General features: G+C 44.6%; 13 protein-coding genes, 1 tRNA gene and 1 pseudogene. 13 read left to right on the forward strand and 2 right to left on the reverse strand.

The features are described 5' to 3' along the window. Positions 1-17 precede the first annotated feature (17 nt). The 4 genes from ACJ751_RS15955 to ACJ751_RS15970 are packed head-to-tail and all read left to right on the forward strand — an operon-like array spanning position 18 to position 7,684. Positions 18-2,807, forward strand: coding sequence for a SusC/RagA family TonB-linked outer membrane protein (locus tag ACJ751_RS15955; protein ID WP_407746497.1), 2,790 nt, complete (start codon positions 18-20; stop codon positions 2,805-2,807). Positions 2,808-2,828: 21 nt separating this feature from the next. Continuing rightward, positions 2,829-4,583, forward strand: a complete 1,755-nt coding sequence (locus tag ACJ751_RS15960; RefSeq protein ID WP_407746498.1) for a RagB/SusD family nutrient uptake outer membrane protein — start codon at positions 2,829-2,831, stop codon at positions 4,581-4,583. A gap of 30 nt (positions 4,584-4,613) precedes the next feature. Beyond that, a complete protein-coding gene (locus ACJ751_RS15965; protein ID WP_407746499.1) occupies positions 4,614-5,654 on the forward strand; it encodes a DUF5627 domain-containing protein in 1,041 nt (346 codons plus the stop codon). A 53-nt stretch (positions 5,655-5,707) separates the two neighbouring features. Continuing rightward, a complete protein-coding gene (locus ACJ751_RS15970) occupies positions 5,708-7,684 on the forward strand; it encodes a family 43 glycosylhydrolase (RefSeq protein WP_407746500.1) in 1,977 nt (658 codons plus the stop codon). A 74-nt stretch (positions 7,685-7,758) separates the two neighbouring features. On the opposite strand, the gene ACJ751_RS15975 is transcribed toward ACJ751_RS15970, so the two are convergent. After that, on the reverse strand, positions 7,759-8,391 hold the full coding sequence (locus ACJ751_RS15975; RefSeq protein ID WP_407746501.1) for a MarR family winged helix-turn-helix transcriptional regulator: 633 nt from the start codon (positions 8,389-8,391) through the stop codon (positions 7,759-7,761). A gap of 126 nt (positions 8,392-8,517) precedes the next feature. Between ACJ751_RS15975 and ACJ751_RS15980 the strand changes: the two genes are divergently transcribed. The 3 genes from ACJ751_RS15980 (at position 8,518) to ACJ751_RS15990 (ending at position 12,423) form a co-directional block, all read left to right on the forward strand. After that, complete coding sequence (locus tag ACJ751_RS15980) at positions 8,518-9,000, forward strand: hypothetical protein (protein ID WP_407746502.1); 483 nt, start codon at positions 8,518-8,520, stop codon at positions 8,998-9,000. 114 nt (positions 9,001-9,114) lie between these two features. Continuing rightward, positions 9,115-11,508, forward strand: a complete 2,394-nt coding sequence (locus tag ACJ751_RS15985) for a TonB-dependent receptor (protein ID WP_407746503.1) — start codon at positions 9,115-9,117, stop codon at positions 11,506-11,508. Between the two features lie 9 nt (positions 11,509-11,517). Further along, positions 11,518-12,423 carry a sigma-70 family RNA polymerase sigma factor gene (locus ACJ751_RS15990; protein WP_407746504.1) on the forward strand — a complete coding sequence of 302 codons (906 nt, stop codon included), beginning with the start codon at positions 11,518-11,520 and terminating at the stop codon, positions 12,421-12,423. On the opposite strand, the gene ACJ751_RS15995 is transcribed toward ACJ751_RS15990, so the two are convergent. Then, the gene (locus tag ACJ751_RS15995) at positions 12,420-13,070 is read right to left on the reverse strand and encodes an NAD(P)-dependent oxidoreductase (protein ID WP_407746505.1); all 651 of its coding nucleotides are present in this window, start codon (positions 13,068-13,070) and stop codon (positions 12,420-12,422) included. The two genes, ACJ751_RS15990 and ACJ751_RS15995, sit on opposite strands and share 4 nt — an antisense overlap. Before the next feature lie 196 nt (positions 13,071-13,266). Between ACJ751_RS15995 and ACJ751_RS16000 the strand changes: the two genes are divergently transcribed. The 6 genes and pseudogenes from ACJ751_RS16000 to ACJ751_RS16025 all read left to right on the forward strand — a co-directional run. After that, entirely contained in the window at positions 13,267-15,402 is a 2,136-nt protein-coding gene (locus ACJ751_RS16000; RefSeq protein ID WP_407746506.1) for a beta-galactosidase, read from the forward strand. A 31-nt stretch (positions 15,403-15,433) separates the two neighbouring features. After that, positions 15,434-17,053, forward strand: coding sequence for a carboxylesterase/lipase family protein (locus tag ACJ751_RS16005; RefSeq protein ID WP_407746507.1), 1,620 nt, complete (start codon positions 15,434-15,436; stop codon positions 17,051-17,053). A 257-nt stretch (positions 17,054-17,310) separates the two neighbouring features. Continuing rightward, a tRNA-Cys gene (locus ACJ751_RS16010) sits at positions 17,311-17,381 on the forward strand. 162 nt (positions 17,382-17,543) lie between these two features. Further along, positions 17,544-18,953, forward strand: coding sequence for a family 43 glycosylhydrolase (locus ACJ751_RS16015; RefSeq protein ID WP_407746508.1), 1,410 nt, complete (start codon positions 17,544-17,546; stop codon positions 18,951-18,953). Between the two features lie 12 nt (positions 18,954-18,965). Further along, positions 18,966-20,573, forward strand: a complete 1,608-nt coding sequence (locus ACJ751_RS16020) for a glycoside hydrolase 43 family protein (RefSeq protein ID WP_407746509.1) — start codon at positions 18,966-18,968, stop codon at positions 20,571-20,573. Positions 20,574-20,703: 130 nt separating this feature from the next. Then, positions 20,704-21,139, forward strand: a pseudogene (locus ACJ751_RS16025) (xylosidase); the annotation flags it as partial.

Here is a 21,139-nt window from a genome sequence, read left to right on the forward strand (position 1 = left end):
AGCTTAAAAGGAAAATAATGAAAAAAAATATACTGGTTGCCATGCTGGTCACCTGCGGATTGAGCCTGAGTATTATGGCACAAGCCCAGGAGCAAACAGCAACCAACAACAACAATTCACAAGCCTCGGGTAGCGACTCCGTGGTGCATGTGGCGTATAAGACCGTTGACAGGAAAGATCTGCCTGGTGCGGTTTCTATGTTGAACCCTCCGCAATATCTCGACAAACATTATGGAACTTACCCGTTGGAAGGTACAGCTGCGTTCATTGGAGGCAGTAATTTTTGGAATCTGGGTACGGCGCTCGTGCTCATAGATGGAGTGCCCCGTTCCATTAATGATATTACCGCAAATGAAATTGAGCAAATTAGTTTTTTAAAGGGCGCAAATGCCATTGTATTATATGGTAGCCGTGCGGCGAATGGCGTAATGCTGATCACCACCAAACGAGGCAGGCCAGGCGTGAGCCAGATCAATGTACGGGCCAATAGCGGAATAAACGTGCCGAAATCGTACCCTGATTATTTAGGATCTGCCGAATATATGGGTTACTATAACCAGGCTTTGCAAAACGATGGATTGCCTGCGTTGTACCCTGATTCTATTATTGCGCGTTACGCTGCGCATGCCAATTCATATCGTTATCCGGATATAGACTATTTTTCCTCGCAATATTTACGCAAGCTGTATAATACGCATTCGGCCAATGCTGAGTTTTCGAGTGGTACAGAACGGGCGCGTTTTTATGCATTGGCCGGTTTTCAAAATCAGAATTCGTTGCTGAATTTTGGTGAAGGTAAAAATGAGCACAATACCCGGCTGAATTTGCGTGGTAATATTGATCTTAAATTGAACGATTTCATAAGCACTTATGTCAATGTAGCTACTGTTTTCTACACCAATAGAAATGCATTGGGCAATTACTGGCAGCGCGCAGACAGCTTACAACCACACCGGTTTGCACCGCTCATTCCCATCAGTGCTGTTGCCCCTGATTCAAAGAATGCACAGACCCTGATAAAAGGCAGCCGGAATATTTTAGACGGCCAGTATTTGTTGAGCGGCACCCAGCAGTTCCTTACCAATCCTATTTCGGATGTATATGCCGCCGGGTATAATAAGTTTACCAGTCGCCAGTTCCAGTATACAAACGGGATCGATGTGGATCTTAAGAATGTAACGAAAGGGCTGTCCTTGCATGGACAAATGAGCATCGATTATTCGAATACGTATAACGAATCTGTCAATAATTCCTATTCCATTTATGTTCCCACCTGGAGTAACGTTGCAGGGGTAGACACTATCACGCAACTGTCAATGTATAATAAAGACAGCAAAACAGGTACGCAGAACCTGAGTAATACCTGGAGTGACCAGCTGATAGATTTCAATGTGCATCTTGACTATGTAAATACTTTTAAGCACAAACATAACGTCTCTGCCATGTTAATGGCAGATGGGATGCGGCGCCGGCAAACCGGAGATTTTCAGTACCGCACCAATGCAAATGCAGGGGTACAACTGGCATACAATTATGACCATAAATATTATGCGGATCTTAGTGGCGCCATTGTCAACTCTACTAAATTACCGGTTGGCAAACGCGTAGCCTTCTCGCCAACTGCAAGCCTCGGCTGGGTATTGAGCGAAGAAAATTTCCTCAAAGGATCGGGTGTGGTAGACCGGTTAAAATTAACGGCCGCTGCAGGTATAGTGAATACCGATGTGGATTTTGCCGTTAATAATTACTATTTGTATAACGCCGTTTATTCGCCAACAGCTTATTATTCCTGGGCCGATGGTACGTACACGAACCGCACCACCACCATTTCGCGTGGTGAGAATTTGGATTTGACCTATGCCAAAAGAAAAGAAGTGAACGTAAGTATAGAAGGTGCTTTGTTTAAAAATAAGATCGACTTCCTGGCCAGTTTGTTTTATATTAAAAAGGATGGAATGCCGGTGCAGAACTATAGCCTGTATCCCAGTTATTTTTTTACTGGCTATCCGGAAACCTCCTTTGTTCCCTATGCCAACTTTGCCGCCAACCGTTACCAGGGATTTGATTTTCAGTTAAACTTTCACGAAAGGGTAGGAGCGGTTAAACTCACCATCGGCGCGGCCGGCACGTATGTAACTACAAAAGCCTTAAAACGCGATGAGCTGTTTACGGATGCCTATCGCAATCGGGCAGGTAAACCAGTTGACGCCATATTTGGCTTGCGGAGCCAGGGATTGTTTGCCGATCAGAATGATATAGATAACCATGGAACGCAAAAATTTGGAGCAGTGAAACCAGGCGACATAAAGTATGAAGATCAAAATGACGATAACGTAATTGACGAACGGGATGAGGTGATGATCGGCCGGTGGAGCAGTCCCTTTACAGGTGGGGTAAACGTTACGGCGCAATGGAAAGATCTTACCCTCTTTGTATTGGGAACAGGATCATTTGGCGGAACAGGCGTCCGAAGCGGCGACTATTACTGGGTAACCGGCGCCGTTAAATACTCCGCCGTGGTCCGCGATGCCAACTACCCCCGTTTGACTACGTTGGGCAGCGGTAACAATTTCCGGTATTCTGATTTCTGGACATACAGCACTGACCGCATCAATATTTCCAAGGTACAGCTAACCTGGTCTTTCCCCCAGAAAATACTAAAGGGATCTTTTGTAAAAGGACTGAGCATGTATGTTAGTGGCAGCGATCTGCTTACGATTGCCAAAAACAGGGCTGTCATGGAATTGAACATCGGTTCCATGCCACAAACACGCTTTTACAATTTTGGTATTAAAGGAGAATTCTAGGGTTTACTGAAAATAAATTTTATGAAAGCTATAATAATGTACATATTGGCCCTGGGCATGGTTTTTTGCAGTTGCAAAAAAATACTGTCTCCCGCCGATGAAAATAACCGTGGACTAAGCGATATCTATAATGACGCGGCATTTGCAGAGGGGCTTTTGCTGAATGGGTATGTTCGGCTGCCCCTGGGCAGCTATTCATTCAATGATGTGGCTACAGACGATGCCGTGTCGAACAACCCGAATAATAACTTCCGGTTAATGGCCACCGGCAACTGGTCATCTATAAACAATCCTATGGACCAATACACCGGATCTTTTGCCGCCTTACAATACCTGAATTCAATCCTGGCTGAAGCTGACAAGGTAAACTGGGCCACATCGGGTGAATACACCAAAGAGATGTTCAATGACCGGGTAAAAGGCGAAGCATATGGATTGCGCGCCTTGTTTATGTATTATTTGCTACAGGCTCATGGCGGCTGGTCAACAGATGGCAAGCTCCTGGGCGTGCCTATTCTAACGGCGTCGCTCAATAGTAAGTCTGATTTCAAATTACCGCGTAATACCTTTGAAGAATGCGTTCAACAGATCTATAAGGACCTTGATCTGGCGGAAAGCTATCTGCCGCTCGATTTTGTGAATATTACTTCCGCCAGCAGTATACCCGCAAAATACGCAGGTAAAACCACCTTGTCTGATTACAATCGCGTATTTGGGGCGTACAATGCGCAACGTTTAACTGCGCGCATCGTCAAAGGCTTTCGGGCGAAATTATCTTTACTGGCCGCCAGCCCGGCATTTAGCCAGGGAACCACTGTTACATGGGCAAAAGCTGCAGATGATGCAGCAGCGGTGCTTGACCTGGCAGGCGGAATTTCGGGTATGGCAAATAACGGCGTATACTGGTATGCCAGCCGCAATTCAGGTGAAATAAATGGGTTGGCGGCAGGGGTGAATCCAAAGGAAGTGCTTTGGCGGGGTAATGTAGGCGATGGCAATAACCTGGAAAAGGATAATTACCCCCCAACGCTATATGGTAATGGCCGCGTTAACCCAACACAGAACCTGGTCGATGCATTTCCTATGGCTAATGGTTATCCTGTTACAGATCCCGCTGGCGGCTATGATCAAAACAATCCGTATAATAACCGCGATCCACGTTTGGCCCTTTATATCGTGGTGAATGAAAGTAAAATGGGACCGGGCGGTTCTACCATTTATACCAGGATCGGTACTTCAAATGATGGATTGAATGCTATTTCCACTTCAACCCGAACAGGTTTTTATATGCGCAAGTTGTTGCGCGAAGATGTAAACCTGAACCCCGCAAGCACAAATACCCAACGGCATTACGTGCCATATATCCGGTATACCGAATTGTTCCTCGCATATGCCGAAGCCGCCAATGAAGCCTGGGGGCCAGATGGAAAAGGAACGCATACTTATTCGGCCCGGGATGTCATTGCCGCTATCCGAAAAAGAGCAGGCATTACACAGCCCGACAATTACCTGTCGTCCATTACCAGCAAGGAAGAGCTGAGAAAACTCATCCATAACGAAAGACGCCTTGAGCTTTGTTTTGAAGGGTTCCGGTTTTGGGACCTGCGGCGATGGAAGGAAAACATTACAGAACCTGCAAAGGGAGTGAGCATAAATAACAATGTGTACACGGTCAGTTCTATTGAGAACAGGCAGTATGCTGACTATATGTATTATGGTCCCCTGCCTTACAACGATGTATTGAAAGAAGACCTGTTACAAAACAGGGGATGGTAAAGTATGTTTTAAACCATAAAGCAAAGACAAATGAAAAAAATAATATTGCTGTCATGTATTATCCTGGTGATCTGTTATTCCTGTTCGAATAAAGATTCCGTCTTCCCCGACTATAAATACACGACCGTTTACTTTCCCTATCAATCACCCGTAAAAACGCTGGTGCTGGGAGAAGATATTTATGATAATTCACTCGACAACGAGCATAAATGCCTTATCATGGCTACCATGGGCGGCGTGTATGAAAATAAAAAAGACATAACGTTAAGTGTGGTGGTAGATACCACGCTTACCCGCCGGCTTACATTCGAAGCGGCCACAGGCGACAAAGTAGTGGCCATGCCTGAGAATTATTATACGCTGCCAGCAAGTAAAGAGCAAACGATACTGATCCCCTCAGGAAAATTAATGGGCGGGCTGGAAGTGCAGCTGACGGATGCATTTTTCCAGGACCCGCGTTCTGTAAAAAATACCTTTGTGATTCCAATGCGGATAACCGGCGTGGTGAATGCCGATTCCGTTCTCAGTGGAAAAAGCGATCATAAAGACCCTGACCGCCGCAATGCAGGCGACTGGATCACGCCGCCGAAAGATTATATTCTGTATGCCGTCAGGTATATTAACCCGTATCATGGTACCTATTTACGCAGGGGTGTTGATAATGTAAAAGGGGCTGGCGGTAACACCACACTCGATACAACAGTAGTGTATCATGCCCCGTATGTGGAAAAAGATGAATTGTGTAACATGGTAACAACGTCCATGAACGAAGTAACCGTTTCCCTGAATGCGAAGAACCGCGGAAGTGCAGACATGCCGTTTCAACTGATCCTGCGTTTCGACAACCAGGGTAAATGTACAGTGGTTAATCCTGCTGCTGCTGCTTATACTGTCACCGGAACAGGAGAACTGGTAAAGAAAGGCGATATGTGGGGAAATGAAAAAAGAGATGTGGTGCACCTGCAGTACCAGGCAAATTTTGGTACCACCAACCATGTTTTTAAAGACACCATCGTTTTGCGCGACCGAGGCGTTAAAATGGAAACATTCAATCCTTTTATAGTTAATTGAGTTAATTGAACGAAATAATAATTCTATTATAAATAAAACCATCCGTACGGAATATGAATCGTTGTTATTACCGGATCGCTGTATTAGTGAGTATTATATTGTTGAGCACATTTGATACGGGAGCACAGAACAGCATTGTTGATTCTGCCGCTTATTACAACCAGGTTAAAACGTATGTCAATCCTGTTTTGCCCGGCGATCATCCCGATCCAACCTTATTGAAGGTTGGTGATGATTTCTACCATTGCGGTTCCAGCTTTCATTTTACACCCTATCTGCCGGTCTATCATTCCAAAGACCTGGTTCATTGGGACGTGATCAGCAGGATCGTTTATCCATCTGGTGCAGGTATGGTAGCTGACAAACCTTCTGCCGGTATCTGGCAGGGCGCCATCACTTATTTTTATGGTTCTTACTGGATCTATTTTTCTGCCAACGGCCAGTGGTTTTGCAAAGCCAGTTCTCCTGCCGGACCCTGGTCGGCGCCGGTACACGTAAAAACCAACGCCACCACCGGACCATTGGGGTATGATAATTCCATATTTGTAGACGATGATGGAAAGCCATACATGCTGATCAAGAATGGTCAGAAAACCAACCGTATTCAGGCAATTGGCAAAGATGGGCAACTGGCAGACACGGTGATCGATCTTGACTGGGTGAATGCCGGTTTACAATACAGCTGGGCAGAAGGACCGGTAATGTGCAAGCGAAATGGCTATTATTTTTACTTCCCGGCAGGCGATGTATCGGGCGGGCAGTATGTCTTACGAGCTTCCGCTTTAACAGCAGATTCAACAAAATGGGAGCGGTTGGGTAATTTCTTTAAACCCATCTCAGATCCGCGTACAGGCTTCAGAAGCCCCAATCATATTGCAGCACCGGTACGATTAGCCGATGGCAGCTGGTGGACGATTGGTCAAAGCTATGAACGGTTAGCCGGTGACGATTGGTCGGGCATGGGGCGGCAAACATCGTTGTACCCGGTTATTTGGGAAGGGAACCGCCCCTGGGGAATGGCGCCGGTAAGCACGCCGGTTGAAAAACCCGATCTTCCGCAATCGGGTATTCTGTGGAGAAGTGTTCATTCAGATTATTTCGATAATGATTCCCTGCATATGTGGTGGCACTTTTTAAACCGGAAAGCTGCGAACCAATATAGCTTGTCGGCCAAAAAAGGCTGGTTGCGGCTTACACCCGATAACGGCAGAACGCATCTGCTGCAAAAAGAAACAGACCATTATTATACAGCAGTTACGCGGGTGGAGGTGAATGCAGTGGATTCAGTAACAAAAGCAGGCCTTTACCTGACCAATGGAAATCAAACTGTTTTTATAAGGCTCTATAGCGGTTATGATAATGGCAAAAAGATCATCTTCCGGTTCGACACGGCTTACCGCAGTGTGGTAAACCAGTTTGGAAATCTGGTTTGGCTGAAGTTGGAAAGAAAGGAGCACAGCCTGTCGGCCTGGTGCAGCGGCGATGGAAATACCTGGCTGGAAATAGGCGCACCTGTAAGTTCGGTTAAGCTCGATAAGGTACAACCAGGCTATAACTCCTGGGTGGGAACCAGTGTGGGGTTGTTTGCCGAAGGCAGACCTGCCGATTTTGATCTGTTTGTGTGCAAAGATGGATTTTCTTCCCTTCCTGCTGCCGGTTACAGCAATTACTATGGTGTGCAAACAGTAACACAGGGATCAGAAAAAGTAGTGACCACTCATGCAGCAAAGGGCGGCTGGTTTATGTTGTCGGGTGTAGAGTTTGGAAATGATAAAAGAACGGCCAACCAGGTTCAGCTCATGGCGGCAGCAAAAACCGCCGGTAAATTGGAGATCTGGCTGGATGATCTAACAACCGGAAAATTGATCGCCACCATACCTGTTACAGCCACCGGTGCAGCCAACAATTGGAAGATCTTCAGTAAGAAGATCAGTAAGGTAGCCGGCCGTCATGATGTATTTGTAAAATTCCCTCCGGGAGAACCGGGATCGATGGATATTAAAACCATTCAGTTTATGCATGGCTGGTAGATACTAAACCCAAAAACGATGTCAGTTGCGGAGGCTGCAAAATTACTTTTGACAGCCTCCTCCCATCCATCCAACTAAGCTACATCCGAATGACCCAGATAAATTTCTTCAAACGTTTTATTTTTCTGCTTTTGAATTAGGGGAAAAAATTTTGAATCAATAGGAGACAGTAGCTGAAGGCAGAGTTGTTTATCATCATCACTTATATCCCGGGTTAACATCTCCACCACTTTTAAGATCTGCTGTTTTGCTTCCTTCAGTACTTTTTCGCCTTTTTTCGTTAACTGAAGTCTTTTTACCCGTTTATCCTCAGCGTCAGTATATTCATTGATCAGGTGCTTGCTTTGTAGCCTTATCAATATATTCGTGCCGCTGGAAAGCTCGAGCATGTTGGTGAAAATTGCTTCAGATTTAATGGGATTTTTCAGATTAAATATAGCTACCATCATTCCGAATTCTTCAATCTGGTCAAGCCCGGTCCCTGCTAATGCTTTCTTTGAATAAATTTCCTGGAACTTCCCGATACGGCTGATTAATTTAATAAGCGCACCATTAGTATCCGGATGTATTTGCCACTCAGGTTGTACCTTTTTTTCTTTTTTTATAGAGCCGGCTAAAATATGGCGACAAAAGCTTTCTATAGTGCCGTTCGGATGCTCCTTTTCATATTCTCCCCAGAGTCTGACTAATTCGACAGTTTGATTCATTTACTTCTATTTGGTTCCAAAAATAGAAAATAAGTACCAAATAGTTGTTATTTGCTACCAAATGGATTTAATTTGCATTAATAACTACCAAAATGTATTAATTGTTTGAATATAAATGTCAATAAAATGTATTTAATATTTCGGATCCTATTGGCCTTACATATTACCGGCATTGTAATGATGGCGGGTACAACGATGATAGACTATCTGACTTTTAAGACATTTTGGCAATTCGCCGATGCAGGCGATAACCGTGTCTTTGGCCTGATCCCATTAATGGCCAGGTATGGAACATTTATAAAGACGGGCGCTGTAACAATTATACTTACAGGAATCGCATTGTTTGTGTTGTATAAAGGCGCTATATGGGCTCAGCCCTGGTTCAAGGTGAAAATAGTGTTGGTTATTGCATTAATATTAAATGGGCTGTTAATAGGGAACAGGCAAGGACATAAACTCAGGGAAACTGTTATGGCGCATGCAACTGATTTTCTACAGCACACCGTATCAATAAGGGAAAGTATGAGCCGGTTTTATCCCATACAATTAACCCTGTTCTTTCTGATCATCTTAATCAGTATGATTCGGATCAAATCAATGAGCGTTTAAAAAACCAGATTATTTTTTATTCCTGTCACAAAATAGAACATCGCCCGGTCTTATGTACCGGTAACTGGTCAATTGCCATACAGTATTGTTTACAAAAAAATCAAAAAGAGGAATATGCATTTGGAGAAATTGTCTCTTGTTTTTTTATTATTCATATATATGGAGGTTTCGGCACAGGAAAAGGGGATAATAAAAGGAAAGATCATTGAACAATCAACAAAACAACCTGTTGCCGGTGCAACAGTAGCCATCAAAGACAACCCGTTTTCTGTTTCTGCAGATTCTTCCGGCGTGTTTATTTTAACCAATATTCCGGTGGGTGTATATACGCTTGTAATAACAAATATCGGCTTTCAGCAAAAGGTATTGAACGATATTAATGTTGTAAAGGATAAAACATACTACCTGGAAGCAGAACTATTACAGGATGCGCGTCAGTTGGGCGCTGTATCTGTACGGGCATTTAAAGGTGAAAATAATCCGTCGATCCCTGTGTCGGCCTATTCCTTTTCAAGAGAAGAGATATTTAAAAACCCCGGCGCACAGGGCGATATATTCCGGGCCATTGGCATATTGCCGGGGGTGGTGAGCAGCGGGGGGCAATATTCGGCTATTGCTGTGCGCGGACAAGGAACTACTGATAATGTTTATATGGCAGATGATATTCCGGTATTTCAGGTATCGCACCTGGAAGTGGAAGGATTTAACTCGGGTTTTAATGATCCGAACGGAGGACGGTTCAGCATTTTTGCGCCACGGGTTATAGATAATGCTGTATTTCAGGGCGGCGGCTTTGGTGCTCAATATGGCAGAAAAAATTCATCATACCTCGGGCTGGGCATTAAAGAAGGCAATCGCACGAATGCATTTTACAGCGGGCAGTTTGATCTCATCGGTTTTACACTTATTTATGACGGCCCTTCCGGATTTGATAAAAAAACCAGTGTTTTTGCATCGGCACGATACCAGGATTTCAGGTACCTCGAGAAAATGATTGGTTTAACCAGCGCCGGTCTTCCTTCTTATGGTGATTATCTGATTAAAACAAGCACCGAGATCAATGCAAAAAATAAATTGACGTTCATTGCCATGTTTAATCCCGAAGAATATACAAGAACCGCAGCCGATGTATTAAAAAGCGATAACCTGAACGATGACAATAACTCCAGCTTTGTAGGAAAATCCAAAGTAAATAAAGCGGTTATGGGACTTAACCTGCGTACATTGACCGGCCGCAATAGTTACTGGAAAAATATTCTGTATTATCGCATGCTCGATGTTAACAATAATCTGGGCAATTCAACCCCCCAAATAGATAACAGTGGTAATATTATTAAAAGCGGGGGCATTCCTTATGAAACCGATCTGCGGCATATTAAAAATAAACAGTTTGAAACTGGTTACCGCAGCATTTTTAGTACTAAGATCAACAGGGGTTTTACCGCCACAGGTGGTATAGATGTAGCCCGGGTGGATATTGATTATGCACGCAATTTGAAGCATACCGATACTTTGTATACCCTCAACGCTAAAGATTACCGCCCCAACCCTTCGGTATACTATCTTATTCTTGATCCTTCCGATTTCAATGCTGCTGTTAAAAATTTTGCCTATAATGTTTCGGGATATGTTGATCTGTCCCTCACTTTATTTAATCATCTTACGTTGAATCCCGGTGTTCGATACGACTATACAGGTTTTACAACACAACATACCATTGCACCTCGCATCAGCGGAAGCGTGGGTATCGATGAAAAACAAAGCATTAATTTTTCTGCAGGCGTTTATTATCAGGACCCTTCCTTCTCAGATATAGCCTCTCAACCGGCAGGACATCGATTGAAGAATGAACGGGCTTATCAATATATACTCGGGTACAGAATTTATTTTACACCTGATCTAAAATTCACAGCTGAGGGCTGGTATAAGAAACTGGATAACCTGGCGGTGCAACCGGCAAGCGGCAGGCCATTTTTGACCAGTGAGGGTACGGGTAATGCACATGGTTTTGACGTTAGCATCATTAAACGGTTGTCACAAAAATACCATGGCCAGTTAAGCTATTCCTATATGAAGTCGAAAAGAGACGATCACGATGGTTTGGGTGAATACGATTATATCTTCAACCTCCCGCATGTGATCAGCGTGTTGGGAAGTTACGAGTACAATAAGAAATGGATCTTTTCCGGCAAGTTCCGGTATGCCACCGGTAGGCCTACCGATAAATATATTGTACATGCGAATGTTTTTAATGATCAGGCCCACCTTCGGTATTCGCAGGAAATAGTATCGAAAAATGGGGAGCGGCTCGCTGATTTTATCAGTCTCGACCTGCGGGCTGATTATAAATTTCAGCTAAAGAAAATTGGATGGACAGCCTTCTTTGATGTTGTAAATGTGATGAACAGGTTCAATGAAAGCTCAGCCATCTTTCAACCCCTTACCGGGCAAACTTATTTCCTGGGCCTTGCGGTTTTCCCGACTTTTGGTATACGGATGGATTTTTAACTCTTACTCATGAGCAATAAAACAGACATATTTCTCGAATACAGATCCCTTCTGTTCTCAATTGCCTATAATATGCTTGGTAGGGTGGATGCTGCAGAAGACATTGTGCAGGACACCTTTGTAAAATGGCTCGAAAGCAAAACCGAAGAAATACGTCATATAAAAGCATACCTCGTTAAAGCTGTTACCAATAGAAGCATTAACTACCTGCAGAGCGCCAGAATAAAGCATGAAGAATATACCGGCATCTGGTTGCCAGAGCCATTAAGTTACCAGGAAAGCAACCCTGTTCATACAAAAATAGAATCTTATCACGCTCTTTCTATCGGAGTACTGGTGCTGCTACAGAAATTAACACCCAATGAAAGGGCCATATTCCTGTTAAAGGAAATATTTGCTTATGATTACTCAGAACTGGCAGAAATATTTGATAAAACAGAAGACAACTGCCGGCAGCTCTTTAAACGTGCCAAAGACAACCTGGGAAAAGATGCACGGCGCTTTGAAGTGGACCTTAAAGCGCATGAAAAAATTTTAAACAGTTTCCTCCGTGCTATCTCGGAAGGAAGCTTGGAAGATCTGATCCAGGTATTAAAAGATGACATTATACTCATTGCTGAAGGTGGGGGAGGTGCTTTAATCCTGAATGGCAAACGCCTTACCGCATTCTCAAAACCTATTTATGGAAGAGACGATGTGAGCAGACTGCTTATGAGCATTATTCCAAAAATAAATCAGCATATTCCTGATCTGCGTCGCGAAATTATTATAGTCAATGGCCTGCCTTCCACTATCACTTATTCCGGCAATGATCCCAGGGTGCTTGTATGTATTGAACCGGAAGGAGATCAGATCAAAAGTATCTTTGTGCAAACTAATCCGCAAAAACTTAAACGGTTTAAAACATCCCTTTAACGGGATATTTCAACACGCGAACAAAAGATATCTTTATTATTAATATTGTTTACGATAAAATGGGCCAGGTCAGAGCGCCTTATTATCATCGGATGGCGAAGATATTCATTGGCTGCAAACCGGTATTTACCGGTTATTTCCCCTTTTTGCAGTCTGGGCGCTCGTACGATCGTCCAGTTTAGTTTACTTTGCCTCACCATTGTTTCCATTTTCAGCAGGTCAGAAAAGTTATTTTTCAAAAGGGGTTGCAAAATATACCTGGTAAACAGTTTCAATAAAAATGGCATACCCGGAGTAACCTCCACTCCAATTGCCGAAACACAGATCAGCCGGGGAACATGGTACTTGTACATGGCATGAATAATATTGTACATTCCCATTGAATAGAGTACCGTTGGTTTAGTGCTGGTTACGCCGATTGAGGATATTACCACATCGGCCCCTTCCAGTGCATGCTCAAAGCTGGGCGCGTATAATACATCTCCTTTTACTATATATAAGCTGGAAAATTCTTTAGATGCATGACATTCCTGGTGGATCGCATCCACATTTCTGGCTATTGCGGTCACCTCATAGCCTAATGATAATGCCTGCTGAACTGCTGAAAGTCCCGTACCACGCGATGCCCCAAGAATAACAATTTTCATAGTGCTTTATTTACTTTACATGAGACAGTATAGCCGCTTTTTTTGTGACACGCCTGGGATCTGAAATTTCCACACCTCGTATACTGAAAGCCATCTGCTTGCATCATTTCGACCCCCAATTTGCACCAATTGAATACCCCAATTCAAACACACCCATGGTAGCTTTACAGCATTGCTTCACTTGTAAGGTTACTATATGAAAAAAAATAGTTATTACTTCCTGTCAGTCTGCTACAGGAGTCATATGTTCAGAACTGCTTTTTTTATTATTGCTTTTTTTATAACGGGGCTGACGGCAAGATCCCAGCAAAATGCTACCCGCTTTTTTCCTGACAGTAACCTGGTAACTTCCGGTACATATTATTATCCTGAGCACTGGAATGAAGGTCAATGGGAAAGAGATCTAAGGAAGATAGCCGCAATGGGTTATGAGTTTGTTCATCTTGCCGAGTTTGCCTGGTTTAAGATGGAACCCACCGAGGGGAAATTCAATTTCGCCTGGCTTGATAAGGTCGTGAACCTTTGCATAAAATACCACCTGAAAGTTCTTTTATGTACACCTTCTGCAACCACCCCAACATGGATGCGGGTAAATTATCCCGAGACATTTATCATGGACGGACATTACATCCGTGCAGAGAATGGTACACGGGGGTTAGGTTCAATTGTCAATCAGAAGTATCGCGGTTTTGTGGAAAAAATTGTAGTGGAAATGGCCAGGCGTTATGGGCAGAATAAAAATGTGACCGGTTGGCAACTGGATAACGAACCAGGTGCTATACACGATTATAGTCCCTCCTCGCAGCAGGCATTCAAAACCTGGTTAAAGAAAAAATACAAAACCATTGATGCCTTAAATGTTGCCTGGGGAACCGCCTTCTGGAGCCAATGGTTCAATAATTTCGACCAGGTAATCATTCCGAATACGAACCTGGTTGGCTGGTGGGGTAATAACCCGCATGCATTGCTTGATTTTAAGCGTTATTCGGCAGATGCACAGGCTGAATTCCTCGATTTTCAGGCAGGCATATTGCGCAACTTTATTTCAAAGGACCAATACATTACAACCAATTATACGGCAGTTTCCACGGGTTCCGATGCCGGGCGAACAAAAAAACTTGATTTTGCTACCTATACAGCCTATCCCAATGGCGGCAGCGACAATATTGGCGATCTGGGATTCAGGCTGGGCAATAGCAAAACAATTCTCTTTGCTGCTGATTATTATAAGTCGATAGGAGGCATATCCGGCCCGATGGAGCTTCAGCCGGGGCCGGTAAACTGGGGCAGCTATAATCCGCTGCTTTTGCCGGGTACGGTGCGAATGTGGTTATACCACAGTTTTGCAGCCGGCGGAAAGCTTGCCTGTTCGTATCGGTTCCGTCAGATCAATTATAGCGCAGAGCAGTATCATGCCGGAATTATGTTGACCGATGGCGTAACGGTTTCGCCGGGCGGGGAAGACTATATGCAATTCATGGCGGAAATAAAAAAGCTCCGGAAGCTGTACGATCCAGGTGTTAAGATGCCGGAAAAACTGGGTGCACGGTCAACCGCCATTCTTTGGAATCTTGAAAATTACTGGAGTATAGACAGACAAAAACAAACCGGGCGGTGGGATCCATGGAATTACCCTGTAAAATTCCAGGAAATAGCAAAGTCATTTGGTGCGCCGGTTGATATTGTCTCCGAAAGGGCCGATCTATCGAAATATAAGATGGTAATAGTGCCGGCATACGAAATGGTAGATGCTGAATTGGTGAAGAAATGGAATGAATATGTGGCTAACGGCGGACATTTAATTATTACCTGCCGAACGGCAACCAAGGATCGCAGGGGGCACTTTTGGGAAGCGGAACTGGCTGCTCCAATTTCCGGGCTTATAGGAGCCCGGGTTAAAGCAACCGATATGCTTCCTAATTACGCCAAAGGCGATATTCTCAGCAAATCGGCACATTATAACTGGAATAGCTGGGCTGATCTATTGAGCGCTGAACAGAATACCGAAGTATTGGCAACATATGACAACCAGTTTTACAAGGGCAAAGCGGCTGTCGTAAATCACAAAATTGGCAAAGGAACCGTAACATACATTGGCGTTGATACAGATGGATCCAAATTGGAAAAAGATCTTTTGCGGGATATTTATAGGAGTGCGGGCGCTACCGTTGAAGATTATCCCCCGGGCGTATACGTTTACTGGCGGGATGGTTTTTATGTTGCAGTGAATTATTCTTCAGACAATTATACTATGAATATTCCTGAAACCGCACAGATACTGATAGGCGAAAAGGCGCTGAAGCCAGCCGGTGTGTTGGTTTGGAAAGAATAATCCGGGGGCTGCTTTCCTGGATAGCAGTGATATGTTTATCGTTTTTGTTTTTTTCTTATCTTTTAATGGTCAAAATGACGTTAAAGAAAGCCATATGAAAAAAAGATCTTCACTGATTGTCTTGTTTGCAATATTTTCCTCATGTGTCGTTGTGGCCCAGCAACCTGCCGCTATTAAAATGGAGGATGGATTAGTTCAGGGAGTATTTGAAAATGGATTAACCATTTACAGAGGTATTCCTTTTGCTTCGCCTCCGGTTGGCAATTTGCGTTGGCGGGCTCCACAGCCTGTAAAAAAATGGGACACCGTTTTACAGGCAAAAAAGTTCGCTCCTGGTCCTATACAGGGTTGGACACCTCCTTCAGGAAAAAGCGAAGATTGCCTGTACCTGAATGTATGGTCGCCTGCAAGATCTTCAAATGAACACATGCCTGTTCTTGTATGGATCTACGGTGGCGGTTTTAACGGAGGCGCTACTTCGGATGTAAATTATAGCGGTGAAAAATTAGCGAATAAAGGAGTGCTGTTTGTTAGCATAGCTTACCGGGTTGGTCAACTTGGATTTTTAGCACACCCCGAATTAAGTGCGGAAAGTCCAAATCATGTTTCAGGAAATTATGGTTTGCTTGATATGATTGCAGGGCTTAAATGGGTTCAAAAAAATATTGCAGCATTTGGAGGCGATCCTGATAAAGTTACCATTTTCGGTGAATCTGCAGGCGGCATTGCTGTTAGCATGTTGTGTGCATCGCCGCTCGCAAAAGGATTATTCCGGGGCGCCATCTCACAAAGCGGGGGTTCCTTCGGACCCTCAAGGACCACTCTTTTCCCCGGAGAGAATTTAAAAAAACTCCACGATGCAGAAAGCACAGGCGAAGCTTATGTAAAGAATGCGGGATTTTCTTCGATTGCAGACCTGAGAAAACTCGATGCAGATAAACTTCCTGCAATACGAGGACTTGCATGGCCTATTATTGATGGATGGGTGATACCAGCGGATCAGTACAAGTTATATGAAGCAGGTAAATATAATGATGTTGCTATTATGGTTGGTTACAACTCTGATGAGGGCGCGAGCTTTTCACCGCCCAAAACACCTGCAGACTACATATCTGCCGTAAAAACACGTTACGGCAAATTTGCTGACGACCTTTTAAAAGCTTATCCGGTTGATTCAACTACAGTTCCAAAAACAGCAAGAGACTTAACCCGCGATGCGGCATTTGGATGGCATACGTGGAGTTGGGCAAGACTGCAATCGAAGACCGGGAGATCGAAAGTGTTTTATTACTACTTCGATCAGCATCCCGATTATCCTGCAGGTTCTCCCCGTTATGGTTATGGGTCGCCGCATGCGCAGGATGTGGCCTATGTTTTTAAACATCTTAATGCATCGGATCCGCAGACAACTAAAAGCGATCTGGAAATAGCTGAAGCTATGGCTACTTATTGGACCAACTTTGCAAAGTATGGCGATCCAAACGGTAATGGACTTCCTGCCTGGCCAGCATTCAGTGATCAAAACCCTGTAGTGATGTATTTCAATCAAATACCGCATACAGGACCTGTACCGGATGCAAAATCGCTTGAAGTAATGGATGCTTATTTTAAGTGGAGACGTACACCCGAAGGGGAAGCATGGGCGAAGTGAAGATTTTCTGACCGTTAAAGAAATGATTTGTATCAGGTATCTTCCTGGGAATAATTTTTTTGTGTAAATTCATAATAAGTTCCTTTGGTTGATCTAACAATTTTGGAACGCCTCCGGAATATTGAAACTTACAATACGGTACAGCGATTATTTACCACATTCCGGGATCCTTGCTTTTAGAAAAGTACGATCATAGGCATTATTATCCAACTATCGGCTATGAAATTTATTTAAAGGTTACACCATTTTCAAAATATGGTTCCGTGGCTGAGTGGGAAGGCAAAGGTTCGCAAAACCTTTTACAGTAGTTCGAATCTGCTCGGAACCTCAGAGAAATGGATCGTCTCAGCTCAGCCGTGACGGTCCATTTCTATTTTTACGGGACTTTACAACAACGCTTCCTGCTTTACCCCCCTTTTTTGAAATATTTACCCCGTCTTTTGTTTGTTCCAGGCAACTATTTTTGGTTTCACGAACCGTAACTTGCCATATGAAATTTTATATAAGCCTGCATGGCTTCCTTGTGTCATTGATAACGATGATTAGTCCACTTGCGCTGCAGGCGCAGCAACCCGTCAACCCTTTCGGGCATGCACTGATCCCTGACATGATCGCCGATGCCAGCATCCAGGTGATAGATGGTGTCTTTTATTGCTATGCTACTACAGATGGTTACGACAGCGGCCTCAACACTTCAGGTCCTCCGGTGTTATGGAAATCCAAGGACTTTGTACACTGGAGTTTTTCCGGTACTTATTTTCCTTCGGCTGTTGGCCAGAAGTACTGGGCGCCGAGTAAGGCCGTTGCCGCAAACGGGAAGTATTATCTTTATCCCACCGTCAACGGGTTCATGTATGCCGCAGTAGCGGCTTCGCCTGACGGACCTTTCCGGTTGGCTTCGGGCCCCGATACGTTTTATGCGCCTTTTACTGCCGCAACACTTTTAAAGTCAAAGAACGGTAAGCCTCCTTACGGCATCGATGCGGAAATTTTTATTGATGATGATCAGCAGGCTTATATCTACTGGCAGCGGAGAAAGGCGGCAAAACTGCATGCTGATATGACCACCGTTGATACCAATGAAATGACCATATCTACGCCACATACCAGCTACTCTGAAGGCCCTATCTTCTTTAAACGGAAAGGGATTTACTATTACCTGTACACAATAGGCGGTGCGGAAAAATACCAATATGCGTATGTTACCAGCAAGGTGTCGCCGTTGGGGCCATTCGAATTCCCTAAAGGCAATAATGTTATCTCCACCACTGATTATGACCGGCAGATCTATGGGCCTGGTCATGGCTGTGTGTTCAATATGCCGGGAACAAACGATTATTACTTTGCATACCTGGAATTTGGCCGGGGGAGCACCAACCGGCAAACCTATGTGAACAAACTCGAATTTGACGAAGAGGGCGCCATCCGCGCCGTAAAACTTACCATGGATGGCGTTGGCGCATTGCTTCCTGAAAAAACGCCGGCGCGGAAAAAGATCATTCACATGAACGCGTCGAGCATTCGCCCTGCATTGAACATAAAACCGGAGGGTGATTCCCTGTTGCATCGCACGGAGGAATTTGATCCGTTGTTTGCCGTTGACGGCGCAAATGGATCGCGATGGATGGCTTCGCCTGCCGACTCAGCTTGCTGGATCATGGCCGACCTTGGTAAAACAGCAAAGATCACTCGCAGTGAACTGTATTTTGTAAGGCCAACTGCAGGCCATGCTTATGTGCTGGAGTATTCGAAAGATGGACAAACATGGATGGCCTGTGGTGGTCATGCCGATATTAAAATGCAATCGCCTCATACAGATGAATTGAACATCCATGCCCGGTATCTCAGGGCCAGGATAACGCAGGGAGTGAAAGGGGTATGGGAATGGAATATCTATTAATCTCAAATGATGATGCGTAACCGGATCTTGTTGATAGTAATTATGAGCCAGTTTGCCTGGCTGCATGCAGCAGCACAGATGAATGGCCAATGGGGCGACCAGGGCGACGGTACTTACCGTAACCCGGTTCTGCCGGCTGATTTCAGCGACCTCGATGCCATCAGGGTGGGTGATGATTTTTATGCCATCTCTTCAACCATGCAGTTCTCGCCGGGTATGGCTGTGCTGCATTCCAGGGACCTGGTGAACTGGACCATCATCGGCCATGTGGTGGATGATCTCACCCGTATCAGTTCCAACCTGAACTGGAATAAAATGAACTGTTATGGTAAAGGGATCTGGGCAGGTTCCATCCGTTATTACAAAAACAGGTTCTGGGTGTATTTCGGAACACCGGATGACGGATTCTTTATGAGCTCAGCTGAAAATCCGGCAGGTCCCTGGGAACCGCTGCATCCGTTGTGGAATGTAAAAGGCTGGGATGACTGTTGCTCCTTCTGTGATGATGACAATCAACTTTATTTTATCGCAACTCATTTTGAGCCGGATGCCAAAAACAATAAGCGGTATAACATCCATCTTTTTAAAATGACGGCCGATGGCAAGAGTCTGATCATGGCGTCAGACAGTATTATTTACCAGGCCAAAGGCAGTGAAGCGAATAAGCTGTATAAGATCAATGGCCGCTATTATCATTATTTCAGTGAAGTGAAAGAAGAGGGAAGGGTTATCATGATGCAACGTGCCGCTAACATCTATGGCCCCTGGGAAGTACGGCAGCTCGATCATGTAAATAAAGAAAAAGACAGGGAGCCTAACCAGGGTGGATTGATCCGGTTACAAAATGGCGCGTGGTGGTTCTTTACGCATCATGGAGCGGGCGATTGGGAGGGAAGGCCAGCCAGTTTGCTTCCGGTTTCCTGGCTAGATGGCTGGCCTGTTATAGGACAGCCCGGCGCCGATTCAATTGGTAACATGGTATGGGATGGCAAAAAGCCCATTCAGCTCAGCAATGAGAAATCTCCAACTCAATTCCCCGATGAATTTGATTCGACGCACCTGCTTCCGCAATGGGAATGGAATTATCAGCCCCGCGCAGAAAAATGGTCACTGCAGGAAAGGAAAGGCTTTTTGCGGCTGCATGCGTTTACTCCCGTGAACCCGGCGGATAAACGAAAATTATGGATGAGAGCAGGCAATACCTTAACGCAGCGAAGCTGGCGTACCAGCACCAATACAGTAACCACCAGGATCGATGTTGCCCATATGGCCGATGGGCAGCAGGCGGGCCTCACCCATTTTTCAACAACCAGCTACAGTGTGATCGGCGTAAGGCAGCAGCAGGGCAGCCGGTCACTGTTCTATAGTCAGAACGAACAGGATACCACTGGCCCGCGCATAAGCGGAAGGTATATCTGGCTCAGATCTTACTGGGATCTCAACGGCATCAACCAGTATTCCTTTAGCGTGAATGGCAGATCGTTTATTGCTTTTGGTAAAAAAAGCCAGCTCACGTGGGGAAGTTACCGGGGCGACAGGGTAGGTCTCATCAATTTCAATACGATCAGGGATGCAGGCTATATAGACGTGGACCACTTTAATTATCGCTATTCCAAATAGCAACAACCGCAAAAACAGCCACGGCCCAGAAGCTGTAAAAAAGTCGGATTAAGCCAAAAAAAAGTCTCTTTTGTACAATAGAGCGGCCTGCTTTTGAATTAGGTTTGACCTTTTGAATAATTTAACTACGATGTTTGTCATGATCAAATGGAGCACATTTTTGTTGCTGTTAACTGCTTTGTCCATAAGTAATAGTAGTAATGCGCAATCCTTTCAAAAAACCGGTCTTGGAATTAAAGCAATAATCAATTCCACCGTTATCGAGATCCAATATTATAGCCCTACCACTGTAAGAGTGCTGAAATCGCCTGAGGAGCGCCCTTTCACTAAAGAAAGTCTTTCCGTTATTAAAACGCCGCAAAAAACAGCTTTCCAGGTTAAGCAGCAGGCTGATTGGGTAAACTTAAAAACCCCGGCGCTCAATGTGGCACTAAACCTGAATACTGGCGCCATAGTGTATTCAACAGTAAATGGTGAATATTTGCTGAAGGAAAAACAAGGCGGCGTACAATTCACCCCTTTCAATGATGCAGGCAATAATACATTTACCGTTCAACAATCGTTTG

Source organism: Niastella sp. (genome assembly GCF_045805085.1).
Classification (GTDB): Bacteria; Bacteroidota; Bacteroidia; order Chitinophagales; family Chitinophagaceae; genus Niastella.